The organism is Lentilactobacillus sp. (assembly GCF_040773105.1).
Lineage (GTDB): Bacteria > Bacillota > Bacilli > Lactobacillales > Lactobacillaceae > Lentilactobacillus > Lentilactobacillus parabuchneri.
This window is the reverse complement of record NZ_JAXGWW010000015.1, coordinates 1-18903: the sequence shown is the minus strand read 5'-3', so window position 1 is coordinate 18903 and position 18903 is coordinate 1. Positions and strand designations below refer to the sequence as shown.

20 protein-coding genes and 1 other annotated feature are annotated in these 18903 nt (G+C 44.1%); of the genes, 11 read left to right on the top strand and 9 right to left on the bottom strand.

The genetic code is table 11. The features are described from left to right. Together AB3112_RS01680 and AB3112_RS01675 are read right to left on the bottom strand one after the other, a co-directional pair. A partial coding sequence (locus AB3112_RS01680; RefSeq protein ID WP_367333871.1) for a MalY/PatB family protein occupies positions 1–1135 on the bottom strand: 1135 nt, incomplete at its 3' end. Next, positions 1135–2001 (bottom strand): DUF3737 family protein, encoded by an 867-nt coding sequence (locus tag AB3112_RS01675; RefSeq protein WP_084972839.1) that lies wholly within the window; start codon positions 1999–2001, stop codon positions 1135–1137. The genes AB3112_RS01675 and AB3112_RS01680, both read right to left, overlap by 1 nt. Before the next feature lie 233 nt (positions 2002–2234). Here AB3112_RS01675 and AB3112_RS01670 point away from each other — a divergent pair, with 233 nt between their 5' ends. The 3 genes from AB3112_RS01670 (at position 2235) to AB3112_RS01660 (ending at position 4511) form a co-directional block, all read left to right on the top strand. Continuing rightward, positions 2235–2477, top strand: coding sequence for a hypothetical protein (locus AB3112_RS01670; RefSeq protein ID WP_057910781.1), 243 nt, complete (start codon positions 2235–2237; stop codon positions 2475–2477). A gap of 242 nt (positions 2478–2719) precedes the next feature. Then, entirely contained in the window at positions 2720–3691 is a 972-nt protein-coding gene (locus AB3112_RS01665) for a zinc-binding alcohol dehydrogenase family protein (RefSeq protein ID WP_367333870.1), read from the top strand. A gap of 85 nt (positions 3692–3776) precedes the next feature. Next, entirely contained in the window at positions 3777–4511 is a 735-nt protein-coding gene (locus tag AB3112_RS01660; RefSeq protein WP_084972835.1) for a glucose 1-dehydrogenase, read from the top strand. Positions 4512–5110: 599 nt separating this feature from the next. On the opposite strand, the gene AB3112_RS01655 is transcribed toward AB3112_RS01660, so the two are convergent. The 3 genes from AB3112_RS01655 to AB3112_RS01645 form a co-directional block, all read right to left on the bottom strand. Further along, entirely contained in the window at positions 5111–5371 is a 261-nt protein-coding gene (locus AB3112_RS01655) for a hypothetical protein (protein ID WP_084972833.1), read from the bottom strand. A 243-nt stretch (positions 5372–5614) separates the two neighbouring features. Then, positions 5615–6805: a D-alanyl-D-alanine carboxypeptidase family protein gene (locus tag AB3112_RS01650; protein WP_057910776.1), complete on the bottom strand. Its 1191-nt coding sequence runs from the start codon at positions 6803–6805 to the stop codon at positions 5615–5617. 109 nt (positions 6806–6914) lie between these two features. Then, the gene (locus AB3112_RS01645) at positions 6915–7580 is read right to left on the bottom strand and encodes a GntR family transcriptional regulator (RefSeq protein WP_084972831.1); all 666 of its coding nucleotides are present in this window, start codon (positions 7578–7580) and stop codon (positions 6915–6917) included. Between the two features lie 170 nt (positions 7581–7750). On the opposite strand from AB3112_RS01645, the gene uxuA reads away from it, so the two are divergent. Continuing rightward, a complete protein-coding gene (gene uxuA, locus AB3112_RS01640; protein WP_084998001.1) occupies positions 7751–8830 on the top strand; it encodes a mannonate dehydratase in 1080 nt (359 codons plus the stop codon). A 92-nt stretch (positions 8831–8922) separates the two neighbouring features. Here uxuA and AB3112_RS01635 read toward each other — a convergent pair whose 3' ends face one another. From AB3112_RS01635 to AB3112_RS01625, 3 genes are all read right to left on the bottom strand, one after another. After that, positions 8923–9942, bottom strand: coding sequence for a sugar kinase (locus AB3112_RS01635; RefSeq protein ID WP_367333869.1), 1020 nt, complete (start codon positions 9940–9942; stop codon positions 8923–8925). A gap of 231 nt (positions 9943–10173) precedes the next feature. After that, positions 10174–10971, bottom strand: coding sequence for a DUF975 family protein (locus tag AB3112_RS01630; RefSeq protein WP_367333868.1), 798 nt, complete (start codon positions 10969–10971; stop codon positions 10174–10176). 73 nt (positions 10972–11044) lie between these two features. After that, positions 11045–11518, bottom strand: coding sequence for a DUF1836 domain-containing protein (locus AB3112_RS01625; protein ID WP_084972827.1), 474 nt, complete (start codon positions 11516–11518; stop codon positions 11045–11047). Between the two features lie 134 nt (positions 11519–11652). Between AB3112_RS01625 and AB3112_RS01620 the strand changes: the two genes are divergently transcribed. The 7 genes from AB3112_RS01620 to AB3112_RS01590 all read left to right on the top strand — a co-directional run bounded on the left by AB3112_RS01620 (position 11653) and on the right by AB3112_RS01590 (position 18291). After that, positions 11653–12303 carry a hemolysin III family protein gene (locus AB3112_RS01620; protein ID WP_084972826.1) on the top strand — a complete coding sequence of 217 codons (651 nt, stop codon included), beginning with the start codon at positions 11653–11655 and terminating at the stop codon, positions 12301–12303. Positions 12304–12386: 83 nt separating this feature from the next. Beyond that, positions 12387–12643 (top strand) — a binding site (T-box leader). Positions 12644–12743: 100 nt separating this feature from the next. Beyond that, positions 12744–14024 carry a histidinol dehydrogenase gene (gene hisD, locus AB3112_RS01615; protein WP_084972825.1) on the top strand — a complete coding sequence of 427 codons (1281 nt, stop codon included), beginning with the start codon at positions 12744–12746 and terminating at the stop codon, positions 14022–14024. A gap of 220 nt (positions 14025–14244) precedes the next feature. Continuing rightward, positions 14245–14676 (top strand): hypothetical protein, encoded by a 432-nt coding sequence (locus AB3112_RS01610; RefSeq protein ID WP_084972824.1) that lies wholly within the window; start codon positions 14245–14247, stop codon positions 14674–14676. A 94-nt stretch (positions 14677–14770) separates the two neighbouring features. Continuing rightward, complete coding sequence (locus tag AB3112_RS01605; protein WP_367333867.1) at positions 14771–15292, top strand: hypothetical protein; 522 nt, start codon at positions 14771–14773, stop codon at positions 15290–15292. A 318-nt stretch (positions 15293–15610) separates the two neighbouring features. Next, positions 15611–16798: an MFS transporter gene (locus tag AB3112_RS01600; RefSeq protein WP_367333866.1), complete on the top strand. Its 1188-nt coding sequence runs from the start codon at positions 15611–15613 to the stop codon at positions 16796–16798. Between the two features lie 35 nt (positions 16799–16833). Beyond that, on the top strand, positions 16834–17538 hold the full coding sequence (locus AB3112_RS01595) for an MIP/aquaporin family protein (RefSeq protein ID WP_084972821.1): 705 nt from the start codon (positions 16834–16836) through the stop codon (positions 17536–17538). Between the two features lie 27 nt (positions 17539–17565). Continuing rightward, positions 17566–18291: a DUF975 family protein gene (locus tag AB3112_RS01590; protein ID WP_084972820.1), complete on the top strand. Its 726-nt coding sequence runs from the start codon at positions 17566–17568 to the stop codon at positions 18289–18291. A 73-nt stretch (positions 18292–18364) separates the two neighbouring features. On the opposite strand, the gene AB3112_RS01585 is transcribed toward AB3112_RS01590, so the two are convergent. Next, positions 18365–18903: PLP-dependent aspartate aminotransferase family protein (locus AB3112_RS01585; protein ID WP_367333865.1), on the bottom strand; the 539-nt coding region annotated here is incomplete at its 5' end.

Here is an 18903-nt window from a genome sequence, read left to right as displayed (position 1 = left end):
AGCGATTTAACCCATCTTTAACCATCGAAGTCGGGCTGGCAACGTTCATTCTCAAGAATAAGTGGCCATTTCCACGGTAAACCGAGCCGTCTGACACAAACAATCCAGTTTCTTGACGGATGAAAGTTTCAAGTTTGGTGGCGTCATTGGTAAGCTGGCTAACATCAATCCACATGAGGTAGGTAGCGGTTCCATGGACGATTGCGACCTCTGGGATCGATTGCTCACAAAATGTCGTCACCAGCAATACGTTCTTTTGAATTTGTTCACGTAATTCATGCACCCACTGGTGGCCCTGTGTGTAAGCAGCGATGGTTCCAGGAATTGCCAGTAAATTAGGTTCACCGAGCTCATCAGTATTAATCCCGCGGCTGACTTTATTTCTTAGATCTTCATTTGGAATAATCACGGTTGCGGCGTGAAGTGCAGCAACGTTAAACGTTTTGCTGGGCGAGACACAGACAATTATGTTTTGAATCAGCTCACTAGGAAGCGAGAACATTGGTGTGTAGTCATTTCCTTGAAAAACCAAGTCGCCATGGATTTCATCGCTCAACAACGTCACGTGGTGCTTGAGACATAGTTGATTAATTTTGATTAACTGATCACGCGTCCAAACCTTACCAATGGGGTTGTGGGGATTACATAAAATCATCATGGTACTTAATGGGTCGGCTAATTTTTGTTCCAAATCGGCATAGTCGATGTGATATTGATGCTCGGTATCGTCATAAGCCAAATCGCTGGAGAGGACGTGACGGCCATTATTGATGATAGAATTATAAAAAATGTTGTAAACGGGTGCTTGGACCACCACATTATCCCCGACATTTGTCACCCGCCGAACTGCAGAGGAAATGGTTGGGACAACTCCGGTTGAAAAGATCATCCAATCTCTTTCGGGTCTGGCATGGTGTTCGCTGGCATACCAATTTGCGACTGCATCGAAGTAGTCGTCGTGAGGTTCCTCATAACCAAAGATGCCAAAGTCGACTTTTTGCCGCATTGCGGAAAGAATTTCCGGTGCCACTTTGAAGTCCATATCAGCCACCCACATTGGCAGCTCATTGGGTTGCACATCCCATTTAATTGAGTCGGTATTTCGCCGGGGGATCATTGATGTAAAATCGTACATTATGCCGTCTCCTTTTTGTTGAGTTTGTTATCAGTGATAATTTTGGTCTGACTTGGGTCAATCTTAGTTGGATCTAAAATGACGTCGTCGATTGCATGGGCGTGGATCGTGCCACTGATTGGATTTTTGACGCTCATGATGGTCGAATTAATATCGGCATCAATGTCGGAACAATATTCAAATGCCAAATCTGTGCGGAGAAGACGACAGTTTCGCATGGTCAGATGATCGATGTAGCAAAGCCCCTGATCGCTTTCAATCGTACAGTTCACGAACGTGATATTCTTGGTGTTCCACGCCAGATACTCACCGTTAATTGTTGAATCGAAGATGGTCACATTTTCACAGTTCCAAAAAGCATCTTTGGAAACAAACGTCGAATTGTGAACTTCGACATTTTTGGCACCGTCAAAGACGTAATTACCGACCAGATTCATGTGGTCAACGTAAATATTTTCACTGTTCATCCCGAAATAATCGCCATTCGCCTGGACATGGGTCATCTTGATGTCACGACAATTCCAAAGCGTTTCTTCGGCGTCGGAAAAGTGGTCATGGTTCAGCGTGATGCGGCTGCTGCGGCGAAATATCTTGGGTGCTTGAATTGTACTATCGTTAATTTCGATATCATCGGTGTACCAAATCCCAGATCGGGCCATGGTTTCCAAAATGGAATGATCGACTTTGATATGGGTGCTGTACCAAAGCGGGTATTTGTAAGTAAAGATTGAATCGGTTAAATGGATGTTTCGACTTTCTTTGAGGGGGGATTCTCCCATCCCAAAGGTGGTGCCATCGATATCCGCGTTTGTTTCCGCGAATAATGAGCGTTCACCTTCGAAATATTGATTTTGATATTTTTTCATTGTGACTCCTTTGTGGGTTGGTTAATGATCGTTTTAAGGTAATTTATTTTCAGTATACGCGCTTTTTGCAAGTCATTACCAGTTGTCTGGCAACGACTATATCCACTATAAACGTTGAAGCGCACTTCAAGTCAAGTCTAATCGATTCAAAAAGTGTTTGAAGCCCAAAAATATTATTTTGACTTCTTTCGAATGCCTTAACCACTGCTATAATAGAACTGGAGGTGTGGAAAATGACAACAATTTATATTGACCCTTCAAAAAAGAAGGAACAGATCGTTAAGCTGTCAGATGGGACCTATGGTGTGATGACTGCAATGAAGGAAAAGGGCGGCCTTGCTTACAAATTTTCTTTTACGGCGCACTTACACCCCAACTTTTTGATGACGCATGCACCGATTGACGGGGATGTTGAAAACGTTCATTCAATTGACGGTGAGCAGCGGTTCAAAATTCAGTGGCTGTCCAAACACTAGCATTCGGGAGTTTGTATATGGCCGCATGCATCAATGCGGGAATATACAAGCTTTTGACTGCGGGGAGCGCGACCGACCAACTTTTAATGGCACACAACCAGATAGTTCTGGGGTGTGCTTTTTGTTTGCGGGAAAGCGGGCTGGACAAAAGGGAATTCAAACGTCACTATGCTTATCTTGGCATTGATATGGACTTATAATTAAATTGTAAGTACTGGTAGCTCTGGAATGGAGGAAGGATTATGAAAGCAGCATATATCACGCAAAATGGAAGTGCCAAGGATATTATTATTGGCGATCTACCAAAACCACAGATTGCAGAAGATGAGGTTTTGATAAAAGTGAACGCAGTCTCGGTTAATCATGTGGATACGTTTGTTCGTTCAGGATCGTTTGAAACAGACACCAGTTTTCCGTTTGTCATCGGCAGGGATGCCGTTGGTGAAGTGGTCGAAACTGGCGCCAACGTGACGGGTTTCTCTGAGGGGAACTGGGTTTGGACCAACAGTATGGGTTACCAGGGACGGCAAGGAGTCACCAGTGAATTTGCGGCGATTCCGGCAGACCGTTTGTTTCACGTTCCCGAAAACGTTGACCCCATTCAACTGGTCGCATCTATTCACTCGTCCGCGACAGCGGCTATTGTTCTCAAAAATATTTTTAAGTTCCAATCAGGATCAGCGATTTTGATCGAAGGCGCAGCTGGCCACGTTGGGACGAAGTTTGTCCAAATGGCCCATATTCTGGGATTGAAGGTTGTCACAACCTCTCAACGAAAAGATTTTGACCTCTTGGATCGATTGGGTAGCGATGACTGTCTCGACTACACCAAGTCACTGTCCAAGCAGCTGGAAAAGTCCACTATCAGCCAGGTCGATTACGCGGTTGACACCTCGGGAAAGGTGTCGCTGGCAGATAATCTCCGGGCACTTAAACTGGGAGGCCAGGTTTGTTTAATCACTGCTCCCAAACCCGAAAAGGCGACCTTTAACGTCCGTAAATTTTACACACAATCAAAGACTATTCATGGTTTTGTGATTAGTAATGCTTCGCTAGATCAAATTCAAGAAGCCGGGAAATTTATTAATCGGATGATGGCTGACGGGTACCTCTTAGAAGACGACGTTTTGGAGAAGTCGTATACACAAGCAGCCTGGGCCCACCAGAAGCTTGAAGAAAACGCCAAAAAGAAAAAGATTCTCCTAAAATTTTAAAATCATAATGTTTAGTTATTTAGAATGGATCAGTTATACTATAAGCGTAGATGTAAGTAACCGTTTTCAATAGGAGGTATCACTTATGGGAAAGTTAGATAATAAAGTTGCCATTATTACAGGTGCATCACAAGGAATGGGTGCCAGTCACGCCAAACTCTTCGTTGAAGAGGGAGCCAAGGTAGCCATTACTGATATTAATGCTGAAAAGGGAAATGCGTTGGCCGATGAATTAGGCGACAACGTGATTTTCATTAAGCAAGATGTTTCCAGTGAAGATGATTGGAAAAACGTGATCGCTGAAACAGTTGACAAATTTGGTAAGCTGGACATTTTGGTCAATAATGCCGGGATTAGTTTTAACAAATCGCTGGCTGACATCACCACTGATGATTACATGAAGATCTTCAAGATTAATCAACTTTCGGTCTTCTTGGGGATGAAGTATGCGGCTGAAGCAATGAAGAAAAACGGCAGCGGCAGTATTGTTAATATTTCATCAATGAACGGTTTGGTTGGTGGCGCAATTGGCTACACGGACACGAAGTTTGCGGTTCGTGGGATGACCAAGGCGGCTGCGTTGCAGTTGGCTGGATCCCATATTCGGGTTAACTCCGTGCATCCAGGTGTCATTTCAACACCAATGATTCACCAAGGAGACAGCGAAGAAGTGATTAAACAATTCGCTAAATCGATCCCACTACAAAGAGTTGCGGAACCGGAAGAGGTCTCGAAGATGGTTCTTTTCCTGGCATCAGATGATTCAAGCTACTCAACGGGATCAGAGTTCGTAATAGATGGCGGAATGACGGCAATGTAGAGAGTGCGACGAGCAACGGGTGACGCGGTTTCTAAACCAGCTTTGATTGAAGTCCCTGGGCTTGGGGCTTTGATTAAAGCTGGCTTAGAAGTTAGACAAGCGTCAGTTGCGTCGTCCACAGGACTGGGCGTTGCACTGCGTTTACGGCCGTCGAAGCACGTTTTCTCCAAGTGACAGCAGAGCACTAACCTTAATCTACATCTAAGATTGAGGTTCTCCGGAGTGCGCAACAAGCCGGTTAGCTACTTGGCATTTCATGGCCGTCGTCCACAGGACTAGGCGTTGCACTGCGTTTACGGCCGTCGCCCACAGGACTAGGCGTTGCACTGCGTTTACGGCCGTCGCCCACAGGACTAGGCGTTGCACTTCGTTTACGGCCGTCGGAGCAAGCTTGGTAGCATTTTCCAATCTAAGATGGAATTTAAATGTAATCATTATTAAAAAGCACCCACGATCATCACTTTGTCGGATCGTTGGTGTTTTTGGTTTGATGTCATGGAAACTAAATGCCGACAGATTGCTGCAAGATCCCACCAAAAAAGGCATTAGAACTCAGCAACCAATCCGTTAGCCGTTTCCAATGCCTCATTTATCTGATACTAGCCAAGTCTAAAATGCAGTGTATAAATAAACTTGTGACCTGGTTTTTGATGTGACAAGTTAGTTCGGTCCATCACCCGACCCTGAATCTGCTTCCTGGCAGGCTCTAATCTGTGGATCTCCAATAGCATTTTGGCCTCGCCATCACCGTGGGCAGCCCGTCTGGTCAATTCGTTGCGAGCCGCAGCCGCGAGCAGGCCGGTTGCCCAACTTGTTGGCGTTAGCCGTAGATATAAGTCATAATTACTTTCGTTTTCCATGATTATGTAAATTCTCCCCGTAAATTCAACATCTTGTATAATGAAACCAACATATTTAAGAATATGATTTTTTATGTGAGAAGTCAATCCTGACAGTACAGGTGTATCGGAATTCTTTCGGGAATCTGTTTTAATGACTGACAAATAAGTTCCAACTTTGGCCGGCTAATAGGAAAGACAAAGAACCGGAAGAAAAGTTATTGCACTTTTCTTCCGGTTCTTGTTAATCAATAAGTGGAATCGTTAAGCTAAATTCTGGTTATAAACATAATTCATTAATGAACGAGTTTCTGTAAATTCATTTTCATCATGCAAAACAACGGTAACGATGCGATCATGACCGGATTTTCGACCGGTTCCAACGAAGCAATAGCCTGCAGGGTCAGTGTATCCCGTCTTCAGGCCATCAACCTTGAGCGATTTTTGATAGTACTTTCGACCAGGTAACAAGTTGTTGTAATTGTGAAGCGTCTGGCCGTCAACCTTCATTGATTTAACAGAGGCATCAGTCAAAATATCGTTATAGTCTACGATGAAGTGACGCGAAATCTGTGCGATGTCACTGGCTGAAACATAATTGGCATTCTTGGAAGCACCAATGCTATAACCATAAGGCTGCAAACTATTTTGTTCCATTCCGGATGCGGAGACAAATGATGAATGCTTTAAATGCCATTCACTGGCTTGATTATTCATCATCCCAATGAATTTTTTGTTGTAGGCAGGTGTCGACCCACCGGCAACCCATTGGCCAAGCGCAATTGCCGCGTTGTTTGATGACTCAATCAGACCGGCTAAGTATAATTGACGGACCGTATAGCTGTTGTGGTTAAATTTGAAACCGCCAAAAACGTTCGATTTACCCAATCGCTTCAGACCGGCATTGCTGGTATTGACCTTGCTTGACCAAGTGCCTTTGCCCTGGGCAATCTTTTGGCGAACGAGATACAACGTCATTAATTTTGATAATGATGCGATCGGGCGAGCCGTATTTGGATTCTTAGTCCAAACGTTGTTATTCGTGTTAACGTCAAGGGCAACCGCTGACTTGGCATACTTTAAGCCAAATGGTGATTTACCGGGCGTGACGTACTTGTTCCAAACAATTCCGGAAACGCTGCCTGAAGCATTCTTAACCTTATAATAGAGGGCCTTGGAACTTCCATGCTTCAGGGTTACTTTAGCAGTGGCGTACCAGGTTGTGTAGGGATACGTCTTTAGATTAGCGACTTTCTTGGTGTGTGACGCATTGTAAATCGCCCCGGCAGATGACTTTTTGTGGTAGGGAGCTTTTTTAATGCTAGTCGTGGCAACCGTTTTGTATGTCGCTGAACTGGCACTAACCGTTGGTGCTTGTGTCGACAAGCTCACTCCAATTGTAAAGACTGCCGCGCAGGCAACGAGTGCCGTACGCAAAAATTGATTAAGTTTCATATACGAATCTCCTCCTCATTACGTTAAAAGTGTAACATTCAACGTCTGCTCACACGCCCTTTTAACAGAACTGTAAAAGAATTGTGCCATCGGAGTAACGCTGTGGAGGCTACTTAATATTCGTGAAATAATTTGGAAACTTATCCAAAACGGACTGTTGTTCGCTCAGCATTAAGTTTAAATGGCTATATACCAATTGTCTGACTTTATCGGCATCGTGGGCCGCAAAGGCCGCAATAATTGCCTTATGTTCATCCGTCAGGCGATCCATTGGTAAATTAGCATCGTATACCCGTAATAAACGGTAACGGTTAAGATCAGTACTAAAGGTTAACAGCCAGTTCCAAATGTTGCCCTTGTCAGCAAACCGATAAATCTGTTCATGAAAGGCGTTATCCATTTGGAAGAAACGTTGAATCTGGTCTCGGCTCGAGGCGGTTGTTTGTTTGGATGTAATGTCAGAAAGCGTCTGAATTTGGTCGTCGGTTAATTGGTCACCAATCGATCCGGCAATGTTTGACTCCAACAATTGTCTGGCATAGCGGGCATCCAACGATTTTTTTAAGTCAATCCGAGTGACATAAGTGCCGCTTTGAGGCAGTGAATACAACATATCATCACGCCGCAGCCGTAACATGGCTTCGCGGACGGGCGTTCTGCTCACACCGATTTCTTCTTCAAACTGCTTATCAGAAACCTGTTGGCCTGGATAGAGGTCCAAGTTCATTATTTTTGAATAGATTGCGTTATAAGCCTTGTCCTGTAAACTTTCCATGTCATCTCATCTTTCTTTATTTTAAAATACAAATACCAAGAACATGTTACCATATTAATCATTTCCAAGAACATAAAACTTAGTAAAACCGTGAACGACTGGTTTTGACGGCTTGTTCCAAAAGTGATATATTAATGTGGAATTTGAGAAACATGAGGGGACGAAATGCCATGAAGATGGGCTTTAGGTGGTTTGGCGAGGAAGACGATCCGGTTCATCTGTCGGAAATCAGACAGATCCCAGGTGTCTCACAGGCCGTTACCGCATTATACGATGTTGCCGTGGGGGACGTTTGGCCAAAATCCAAAATTTCCCAGTTAAAACAGCAGGTTCAAGCAAGTGGCTTGGGATTTGAGGTCATCGAATCGGTCAATATTCATGACGATATCAAGATTGGCCTGCCCACTCGCGATCAATATATCGAAAATTATAAACAGACCATTCAGAACTTGTCCGAATATGGCATTAAGGTTATTTGTTACAACTTTATGCCCGTTTTTGATTGGCTGCGGACCAATTTGCACTACCAACTCCCGGATGGCACTAATGCGATGGCTTATGAACCGAATCAGTTGCCCGATGATCCTAACGAAATGATTCAAAGCATTCTGAATGGTTCCAAGGGATTCGAGATGCCGGGCTGGGAGCCGGATCGTTTGGCACGCATTCAACACTTGTTTGACGAGTACCGAAACGTTGACGCCGAAAAGCTGTTAGCTAATTTAAAATATTTCCTCGATGCCATTATGCCGACCTGTGAAAAATATGATGTCAGAATGGCCATGCATCCCGATGACCCACCATTTCCGTTGTTTGGCTTGCCACGGATTTATAAGAACCGAGACGACATGCTGAAAATCGAGCAGCTCTACGAATCTCGCTACAACGGGTTTACGATTTGTACCGGCAGCTTGGGAGAGAATCCCGCTAACGATGTGCCGGCAATTATTCGTGAATTTGTTCAAAAAGACCGGGCACCGTTTATCCATGCCCGAAATATCCGGTTCATGAATGCGGACAAGACCGCATTTCACGAGTCGGCTCATTTGTCGACCGAGGGCTCGCTTGATATGTATGAGATTATGAAGGCACTTGCCGATAATCACTATGATGGCTATATCCGGCCAGATCACGGCCGAAACATTTGGGGTGAAAATGGTCGCCCCGGTTACGGTCTATACGACCGGGCTTTGGGTGTGACTTATCTGAATGGGCTTTGGGAGGCAATTAATAAGGACAACAAAAAATGATGCCGCCTAGCTGAACTGGGCGCAGAAAAACAGCTTCCGGCGTAAAACAAAAATGATCCAAGCATCCAGGTCCAGGATGTTTGGATCATTTTTTATCGACTAATGGTTTGATTATCGTCAATCATGGCCGCTTTAATTTCTCCATCGGAAGAAAGATTGAAATCACCCGGGATTGTCAGCTTCAAAACAGCGGCTGCAATCGCATAATCAAGTTGGTATTGAGGCTTGAAATGATTGAGAATGCCATGGACAATTGCCGCGCCGAACGCATCACCGCCGGCGACTTCCGGTAAAATTGCCACGTTGTAGATGGGGCTTTCATAAAAGCTGTCGCCGGTTAACATCACGCCCATCCACTGACTGCTTTGAACGGAGTGGCTATTTCGCAGAACGCTTGCCACCGTTGAGATATTTGGGTAATGAGCAGTAAGCGTGGACATGGCCTGTTTAAAGGATGCCTTTTGATCAATCGCTTGATGGTTTGTGCTTTTAAATGCCTGAAGGCCAAAAGCCTGCTCAAGATCTTCGTCATGAACCAGGCAGATATCGACAAAGGGGAGAATCTGCCGGTTGAACTGTTGTGCTTGGGCCGGCGTCCACAATTTCCCTCTAAAGTTGGCATCGTAAACCACTTTGATGGCGTGATTGCGACAAAATTCAACCGCTGAAAGAAGTGTGGCTTTGAGCTTGTCGGAGAGTGCTGGTGTGATTCCGGAAATATAGAAGTAATCAGTTTCATTTAATAGTTGTTTCCAGGGATAATCTGAATCGTCCGAAGCAGTAAAGGAACTTTCGCCACGATCATAAATGACCTTGCTGGGCCGATTCCCGATTCCTGGTTGGAGAAAATAGATACCCAACCGATTACCACCACGAGAAATTGCCGAGGTGTCAACGCCAAAACTTTTGAGCTTTTGGATAACTGCATCGCCTAATTCATTTTCCGGCAGCTTGGTCACAAAATTCACTGAATCGCCCAGTAAAGCCAGCGATACTGCAACGTTGGCTTCGGCACCCCCATAGTTTGCCTGAAAGGTGTCTGTTTGAATGAGTTTCTTATTATCTGGGACCGTCAGTCGCAGCATGATTTCACCAAAAGTGGTTACCCGCATCACGAAAATCTCCAATCGTTAAAAACTTGTAACTGTATCATACCATATTGCCTACGTTGTTCGAAACGGTGTTGGAAGGGGTGCAACGGCCGAGCATCCCGCACATCTTTTAACCAAATGTTGGTTTGATAACACTTTTGCCAATAATAAAATACCGTGACCATTCCAGATCCTGGAATCATCACGGTAATTGTTTAAATTCTGGGGTCAACTAATCTCGATCCCGTTTTCTTATTCTTTTGGGGCATCGTTTGAATGATCATCTGATTGGTCACTTGAATCTTCAGTCGTGGTTGGCTGATTTTCAGAAGCCGTAACTGGCGTGTTGTTAATTGTTTGGGCTTCTTGTGTGACTTCTGCTTCGTGTTCATCAACCAATTCACGGTAGTAATTAGCAAAGCTGAGTGCCATGTATGGTTGAACCCAAATTGCAGCGATTCCTAAGGTCACTGTCACTAACAGGCCCCAGCCAATGAAGCTCAACGCCATTACAAAGTATTCCCACTTGTGTCCGTCCATGAGTTTACGACTGCGGGTGATTGCATCCAAGTAGCTGATCTTTTCGCCGCAATCAACGGCATCACGATAAATGAAAAATGATTGCGAATAGGCCATTGCTTTGATGATTCCAGGAACGATCAGGAGAATCATCCACAACATCACGAAAATGAATTCTAAGATGTAAATGACAATGCTGCCTAAGAAATAATCAACATTGTTAAAGATGGTCATTGATTTTTGGAACGGGTGGTCGTAAGTCAATTTTTGGCGCATGGCGTCGACGCAGACAAAGAAGACACCCATGGAGACCAATGCACCAACGTAGATCAGAATGGTCCCCAGCGTTTGTTCGCCAGACCACACCGGCATATTGGCATTTAACTGCGCGTCATAATAGTCTTCTCTAGGTGCCGACATAAAGCCGCCAACCAATTCAAGAATAAATACCGGTAAAAATAGCAAAAAGAAAAATTTGAAATGGGCGTTTAATAAACTTTTCGCGTCCAACTTTAATGCTGCTCGATTCATAATATCAACCCCCATATATTTAGTTACAAATCAATTATAGTGCAACGCTGTGTTTTCATTTAATAAAAAGTCCTTAAGCTTTTTGGCTATTTGTAATCAGATCATCAACGACCAGTTTGTAGAGTAGCGAGCGGATTGCCATCGCCTGATACTGTCTGGGGGAAAGGTCGTCAATATCGACGTCTGTCAGTTCTTGGTTGAACAGATCGATAAATTGATCATACACTTTGTCGGGTGCGTCCAACTTCAAGGCAATTTTCATTGCCCGATCGATGGTATCCAGCGATAAAATCGGTTTGAGCAGGCTCACCACCAGGATTTTTGCCAAGTGAACCCGTGAATACCGTTTCTTGGTTGGACGATCCACAATTCCTTTTTTGACATAACTGTTGATCATTGCTTTGGTAATGTCTGTGTGGGTGATCGGTGCCAAGTATTGATTGACCTCATCGATAACCTGGTCCATGTACAAATCCAGGTTGGGAAGGTCGGAAAAATGTGGCATTGTCATGCCGGCTAATTTTTTGGTGAAATTTTCTTTTGCCATTGTCTTGCCCCTTCAATATAAGTACTTGTATTATTACATATGTGAATCAAAAAATAAAGAACGTAGTATTAAAAACTACGTTACATTGACTTTAAGATTGCTTTATCTTATTATGAAGCTAAGGAGGTGTCGTGATGAATCAGCAAACATTAAAAATGCGTCACCAGCAGATTATTTACGAGGTCTTAAATGCCCTGACCCACGGGGTGTCGTTTTTGGTTGCCATTTGGTTTTCAATCTTACTGCTAACTAAAGCGGTCCATAACGGCCTTTCCGGGATTGCGATTACCAGCCTGGTGATTTACAGTCTGTCGGTTCTTTCACTGTATCTGGCATCAACGCTGCTGCACTGCTTTGTCTTTACGCGCGCCAAGCGGATTTTCCAAATTCTGGATCATAGCAATATTTTTATTTTAATCGCCGGGACGTACACGCCGTACTGCATTATTTTTGTGCATAACTGGGCAGGCAACCTGATGCTGGCCAGCGTTTGGACATTAGCAATTGCAGGAATTGTCAGCCACGTTGTCTTTCACGGTCGATTTCAAAAGACCGAAACGACGATTTATGTCGTAATGGGGTGGCTTTGCATGTTTTTAGGCAAGCAACTTTACGCTAATTTGAGCACCAGTGGCTTTTGGCTGTTGGTGGCCGGTGGCGTGACCTTCACAGTCGGTGCGTTGATCTATAGTATTCCGAGGATTCCGGGGATGCATTTAATCTGGCACTTTTTCGTCATGGGTGGGACGTTGACCATGTTTTTGTCGATCTACTTTAATATTTAATTCACTTTATTTTTAAAAAGGCTTGACTTAATTATTGATGGTAGTAAATTACAAGTATCAACAAATTAAAAAATAATAATAAACATGAAGTTACGATTAGAAAAGTAACCGTTTGGTTCACATAAAGAGAACTCCGTTGGTGAGAAGGAGTGGTGGCAAGCGGCGAACACACATCTATGAACTGGGTAATTGAACCAAGTAGGTTATCCCGCTAGCAAGCGTTACCACGGCTACTGCAACTGTTCTCCACATTTGTGGACGACGAGTTGCGAGCAGCGTAAGGTCGTTTTCGTAAGGGAACGGCAAACGTGAGGTGGAACCGCGAATGATCGTCCTCAGATATTGCTTAGGCAATGTCTGGGGATTTTTTTATTGCTGTTCAGAGGTGTCAGCTAATCAAGATGAAGTGTTTTAGTCAACGGAAATGGAGTGTGGATCATATGCAAATTATTGAAGATTCTTTGGACCAATTATTAAAACAAGTTGCTATCAGAACGAACGCCGTCGCCAATCGGGAAGCCGTTGAAAAATCAGTCCGTGAGATTATTGCCAACGTGATTAAGGATGGGGATCAAGCAGTTAAGACCTATGAAAAGAAGTTTGACAACGTTGACCTCGATAACTTGAAAGTCTCTCAAGCAGAAATTGATGACGCTTATGCTCAAACCGATCAAAAAGTCATTGATGCCCTTAATCTGGCCAAGGAAAACATCGTGTCATTTCACAAAATGGAAGTTGAAGACAGCTTCATCGATGCGAAGAAAAAAGGCGTCATTCGCGGCGAAAAAATTGCGCCGTTAGCAGCAGTGGGGTTGTATGTTCCAGGCGGCACCGCTGCTTATCCTTCCTCAATTTTGATGAATGTGATTCCAGCCAAGATTGCTGGCGTTCCACGGATCGTGATGGTGACGCCGCCACAAAAGGACGGTTTGAACAAAGCAGTCCTCGCAGCAGCCAAAATTGCCGGCGTTGACGAGATTTATATGGTTGGTGGTGCCCAAGCAATTGCCAGCTTAGCGTACGGGACAGAAACGATTCCCCGCGTCGATAAAATTACCGGTCCCGGTAACGTCTTCGTTGCGACAGCCAAAAAACAAGTATTCGGACAAGTCGATATCGACATGATCGCCGGCCCATCCGAAATTGGTGTGATTGCAGGTTCCCAAGCAGTGCCAAGCCAAGTAGCCGCTGATTTGCTTTCTCAAGCTGAACATGACAAGCTTGCCCGACCAATCCTCGTGACGGACGACCGGAAATTGGCCGAGGATGTCAGCAAGGAAATGGATCGGCAAGTCGCGTTATTACCAAGAAAGGAAATTGCCAAAGCAGCGATGGATAATGAAGGTTTCATTGCGGTTGTCGACGATATTGATGATGCTTTTACGTTAATGAACGCCGTGGCACCAGAACATTTAGAGGTCCAATTGCCCGACGCCATTGAATATCTGAATCAAATTCAAAATGCCGGTTCGGTCTTCTTAGGATTTTCAGCATCCGAACCGCTTGGCGACTATCTTGCTGGCCCCAATCACATTCTGCCAACAGGTGGCACGGCACGCTTCTTCTCACCGCTTGGCGTACAGGATTTTGTCAAACGAACCCAATTTGTTTCATATACCCGATCCGCTTTGCGTGAAGAAAAGGATGCCATTACCACGTTGGCAAGAGTTGAAGGACTAGAAGCTCACGCCCGGGCAATCGAAAGTCGGTTTGACGACTAGCGGATTGTTTGTCTTAATGCCGTAATACAGTTTACAAAACCAGTTAAATATTGGTGATTCAGACAATGTCGTTACTTAAAAGTCGGCGTGGATCACTATTGTAAAGCCTTGGCAGTCTCAATATGTCAAAGGCTTTTTTTGTAAAGTAATTGTAGTCTGATAGAAAAATAACGTGGGGGTAATCAATGATATACTTTTAGTCATACAGGGAGGCAAAAACATGAAAAAGATGAGACTGTTCATTCTCGCATTAGTCGTAATTTTTGGCGTCCAATTAACAGCTCTTCCAGCACAGGCGCATGCAAGTTCGGCAACAACTCCAAAGGCGCTTCGTGGGACTTGGTTTGAGTACCGTGGCAGCGGCAAGTTTAACGTTATCAAGATTACGCCGCACCGCGTTTCGTATAATGGTAAAAGTTATACCCCTTCAAAGAAAGCCGACCGCAAACTTCAGGTTAACAAATGGGGCTCATGGTACCTCTTTAATAAGAGTAAATCGCCATCTAAGGACTTGGGACAATATAAGACCACTAAGAAGCTGATCAATGGATCGTATAAAAAGGTTTTGGTTAAATACCATGGAATCGGGACTTACCACGTTTTCCCGAGTCACAAATACGAACACCGATATTCATATAAGGTACTTGATTAGTGGAGCTTCTTGAATCAGTTTGTTAGGATAAGATTGCCTAATCATTTATAATAAAGACAGATATCCAACTTACTGACTAAAAAGGAGGTTCCCCATGAAAAAATTATTAATGACTGCCTGTTTGTTAGTTGTGCTGCCGATAAGTTTATTTGGCTGTTCCACAAATTCTAACAGCGACAAATCCAGTTCCAGCAGTACTCAAAACACTGCTCAGTCCAGTTCATCGACGGCCAGCAGTGCCTCTGCCTCTGACGCTTCATCCAGCTCGTCTAAGGTGACCACGGTGACGGGTCGAAAGGCGGTTAAAGTCCGTTACGAAAATTTGAAGTTTACGACAACTCTTGATCATGAGTATCAAGAAGAACACCTTTATCGTTACGTCCCGGGAACCGTCACTTCGAATCAAATCTTCCACTGGGATGGGTTGAACGTCTCGACCAACACGAAAGTGCATGTCGATAAAAAGGCGATCGCAACGTTCAAAGATCACGATGATAACGAGTACGACCACGAAGATTTTTACCGAATCAAATTCGATAATGGAAAATCTTCCAAACAATATTGGGTCAATGACGACGTTCTTCAAAACGATCATGAGACCGATTACGACGATTAGTTCAAAGGGCTTGCATTTTCTGGTTGTTGGTTGTATTCTATTGACAATCAAAAAAGGAGGTGATGCTTTTTGACTTCAGGAATATCTCTTAAAGCATCAGCTGTGGAGAACGAATTAAAATAGTTGATGTTTTTAAGAAAGGGCCCGCGAAATAAAACTCGCGGGTCTTTTTGTGTGCACTGGTACTGGGCAATGTTACATCGGGGTTAAATCGTCAATTAATTCAATTAAACACCGAATACTTATAGAAATATTGATTCAAAACCTGTAACATAAAACAGTCTGCATTTTATAAAACATAAAGGGGATGAGAAATCAATGAAAACATTCAAGTTTCAAAGCTTTGTCTTAGTTCTTATTGCATTTATCTTGGGATTCAGTGAATTCCTAATTGTCGGAATCTTGGATGATCTTGGGACACAATTTAACGTGCCGGTGGCCACAGTCGGCTACCTTGTCACAATTTTTGCGATGGTTTATGCGGTTAGCACACCGTTAATTACCATTATGATTGGGAAATACAATTTGTTTTGGGATCTGATGGTAATGATGGCCATCTTTACATTCGGAAACATACTCAGCTTTGTCGCTACCAACTTTGTCTTCTTGGCAATTTCACGGGTTGTCACGGCGATGGTTGCCGGCGTTTCAATCTCACTGGGCCTGACGTTTGCTGGCTACATTGCCCCAATGTCAAAACGGGGTTGGTTGCTTTCGTGGGTTTTCTCAGGCTTCTCCATCGCCTCGGTGGTCGGCGTTCCCCTTGGTACCTGGATTTCAACCCAGTTTGGTTGGCGGATTTCGTTCTTAACGGTTATTGTTATATCGATCATGACAATGGGGTTGGTCTTCTTCAGCCTGCCACGTGATTTCAAACAAAAGGAAAGCACGATTTCGGGTCAATTAGCATTACTCAAAGATCACAAAATCCAAGTGGGAATGTTACTGCCAATGTTTAATTTGGCGGCCATTTACGTTTTCTACACGTACTTACGTCCCATTATCACCAATCAACTTCATTTTTCAGTTCAGATGTTAACGATCTTACTCGGCGTATTTGGAATTTCCAACATTATCGGTAATCGAGTTAGTGGACTCATCAGCGAAGGACCCGGACTGCGGGCAATGCCGTTTGTTTACATTTCACAACTGATCCTGATGGCCTTAATGCCCTTGGTATTTCATTACAGTTGGCCGGGAGCTGTTCTGCTATTTCTAGTTATTTTCACCATGCCACTCATCAATTCTCCAATTCAATTATTTTTCCTGTCGATTGCTGAAAAGAAATATCCACAGTCAATCGTTTTGGCATCATCACTTAACTCGATTTTTTCAAATTTTGGAATTGCACTGGGATCGGCAACTGGTGGGATCATCGTGAGTCACTTGAGCCTAAACGGCGTAGGGCCTGGTGGGGCCGTTTATGCTTTGGTTTCACTGGGATTGGTACTTTGGTTAAACCACATGACCCAGAAAGGGCTTTCATCTGATCAAAATTCTTTGTAGAATGTGATTGAATACAAAAAAATGTGGGTGAGAATATGAATGGATTTATTGGCGAATTATTTGGAACGTATGTCTTAATTGTGTTGGGGACTGGCGCCTGTGCCGGCACCAACCTGAATCGGACGTATGCAAAGGGCTCCGACTGGACGTTTGTCAGTCTGGCTTGGGGGCTGGCCGTTACAATGGGTGTCTACGTTGCGTCATCATTGGGATCGTTGGGGCATCTGAATCCGGCGGTGACCATTTCCTACGCCATCTTTGGCCTATTTCCGTGGGGCCAAGTGTTGCCGTATCTTTTGGGCCAATTTATCGGTGCCTTTCTGGGGGCCACCACGATCATGATGATTTTTTATCCGCACTTTAAAACAACCAACCCGGAAAACGGCAACACCGTCGGGATTTTTGCGACGAGGCCGGCAATTAAGGCACCACTTTCAAATTTTCTCTCGGAAGTTGTAGCCACCTTTATCTTTATATTTGCACTATTAAATCTGGGCAACTTTACCCAGGGATTGAAACCGTTGGTGGTCGGCCTATTAATTATGGTCGTTGGCCTAGGCGTTGGGACCACGACCGGATTTGCCTTAAACCCGGCTCGTGATTGGGGTCCCCGGTTTGCTTATACCATCATTCCTGTGCCAAATAAAGGTGGCGGCGAGTGGGATTACGCCTGGGTTCCGATGTTTGGCCCATTAGTTGGTGGAATTCTTGCGGCTGCTGTTCAAGTTGTGTTTAAATAGACATTATTAATTCATTTGGAGGCAGCTATGGATCGCGTTGGACTTAAATTAGAAGCAAAACGAATTGTTTCAAGCCATTTTCCATTTTTTATTTTGTTGTTTTTACCGGTTATCATTATTCAGATTGGATATGCCGCGGCCTACACGATGAACCCGCTGGATCCAAATGAGATCATGACCGAAGCCAATCAAATTGCGGCTGGGACTGCTCGCTTGGGCAGCAATGAACTCATGAATGTCTATTTGTTGTCGACGCTTATTTCAATTATTACGGGGCTCTTATTGTCCGGAATGATGTTTGTCTGCATCGACATCATTCGCAACAAAACCAAATTCGACCAGCCGGTTACTAAATCATTTACCATTTTAAATAACGGACAATATTTCATGGGCGCGATTGTGATCGGAATTTTGACAACCGTGTTGACCCTTCTTTGGTCGATTTTATTGATTGTTCCAGGCATCATTAAGGGATTTGCCTATTCGCAGGCGCTCAATATTTATCGTGATTCCGTTGATGCCGGCAAACCGATTGGGTATCTGGAAGCCATTACTCGAAGCCGGCAGTTGATGGCTGGACACAAAATGGATTACTTCGTGATGCAACTCAGCTTTTTGGGCTGGTACATCTTAAATTCATTTACGTATGGCATCTTGCTCATATGGCTGCAGCCTTATTTCCAGTTGTCATTTGCCAACTTCTACGTCAAAATTTCTCAACAGCAAACATTGAATGAACGTGCACCAAAATAGGGCCGAGACAAAACGAATCGTTTTGCTCAGCCCCTTTTTAGATTGACAGTATCTAGTATTTTGCGTAATCAGACTAATCTCCCAATGCCTGTGTCAAATCATTAACCAAGTCCTTGGGATTTTCGAGCCCGGTTGATAATCGAAGTAGCTCGTCGGTGATCCCTAATTTTAAGCGGGCTTCTTTTGACATGTCACTGTGGGTTTGAAGTGACGGAATGGTCAACAAGCTTTCAACTCCGCCCAGACTTTCGGCAAAGGAAATAATTTTAAGATGCTTGAAGAGTCTGTCGACTTGCTTCATGTCCTTTAAATAAAAACTGATCATGCCGCCAACGCCAGGGTAGAGGACTTTTTCAACTTGAGGCAGTTTAGCCAAACACGCTGCGACATATTTAGCGTTGCTGGTGTGTCGCGCCATTCTAACTGATAACGTTTTCAGACTTCGTAACAGTAGCCAGGAATCAAACGGATCCAGCGTGACACCAGTCGTATTAAAGTTAAATTCCAATGTGTCGGCAATTTCTTTTGATTTGGCAATTACACAGCCGGCTAGCATATCATTGTGGCCGGAAAGATACTTGGTGGCGCTGTGAACCACAATATCGGCACCTT

What these genes read in the sequence shown, in the direction of transcription:
- AB3112_RS01675 (WP_084972839.1), bottom strand. Translation starts at nt 2,001, where the DNA reads ATGAAAAAATATCAAAATCAATATTTCGAAGGTGAACGCTCATTATTC.
- AB3112_RS01670 (WP_057910781.1), top strand. Translation starts at nt 2,235, where the DNA reads ATGACAACAATTTATATTGACCCTTCAAAAAAGAAGGAACAGATCGTT.
- AB3112_RS01665 (WP_367333870.1), top strand. Translation starts at nt 2,720, where the DNA reads ATGAAAGCAGCATATATCACGCAAAATGGAAGTGCCAAGGATATTATT.
- AB3112_RS01660 (WP_084972835.1), top strand. Translation starts at nt 3,777, where the DNA reads ATGGGAAAGTTAGATAATAAAGTTGCCATTATTACAGGTGCATCACAA.
- AB3112_RS01655 (WP_084972833.1), bottom strand. Translation starts at nt 5,371, where the DNA reads ATGGAAAACGAAAGTAATTATGACTTATATCTACGGCTAACGCCAACA.
- AB3112_RS01650 (WP_057910776.1), bottom strand. Translation starts at nt 6,805, where the DNA reads ATGAAACTTAATCAATTTTTGCGTACGGCACTCGTTGCCTGCGCGGCA.
- AB3112_RS01645 (WP_084972831.1), bottom strand. Translation starts at nt 7,580, where the DNA reads ATGGAAAGTTTACAGGACAAGGCTTATAACGCAATCTATTCAAAAATA.
- uxuA (WP_084998001.1), top strand. Translation starts at nt 7,751, where the DNA reads ATGAAGATGGGCTTTAGGTGGTTTGGCGAGGAAGACGATCCGGTTCAT.
- AB3112_RS01635 (WP_367333869.1), bottom strand. Translation starts at nt 9,942, where the DNA reads ATGCGGGTAACCACTTTTGGTGAAATCATGCTGCGACTGACGGTCCCA.
- AB3112_RS01630 (WP_367333868.1), bottom strand. Translation starts at nt 10,971, where the DNA reads ATGAATCGAGCAGCATTAAAGTTGGACGCGAAAAGTTTATTAAACGCC.
- AB3112_RS01625 (WP_084972827.1), bottom strand. Translation starts at nt 11,518, where the DNA reads ATGGCAAAAGAAAATTTCACCAAAAAATTAGCCGGCATGACAATGCCA.
- AB3112_RS01620 (WP_084972826.1), top strand. Translation starts at nt 11,653, where the DNA reads ATGAATCAGCAAACATTAAAAATGCGTCACCAGCAGATTATTTACGAG.
- hisD (WP_084972825.1), top strand. Translation starts at nt 12,744, where the DNA reads ATGCAAATTATTGAAGATTCTTTGGACCAATTATTAAAACAAGTTGCT.
- AB3112_RS01610 (WP_084972824.1), top strand. Translation starts at nt 14,245, where the DNA reads ATGAAAAAGATGAGACTGTTCATTCTCGCATTAGTCGTAATTTTTGGC.
- AB3112_RS01605 (WP_367333867.1), top strand. Translation starts at nt 14,771, where the DNA reads ATGAAAAAATTATTAATGACTGCCTGTTTGTTAGTTGTGCTGCCGATA.
- AB3112_RS01600 (WP_367333866.1), top strand. Translation starts at nt 15,611, where the DNA reads ATGAAAACATTCAAGTTTCAAAGCTTTGTCTTAGTTCTTATTGCATTT.
- AB3112_RS01595 (WP_084972821.1), top strand. Translation starts at nt 16,834, where the DNA reads ATGAATGGATTTATTGGCGAATTATTTGGAACGTATGTCTTAATTGTG.
- AB3112_RS01590 (WP_084972820.1), top strand. Translation starts at nt 17,566, where the DNA reads ATGGATCGCGTTGGACTTAAATTAGAAGCAAAACGAATTGTTTCAAGC.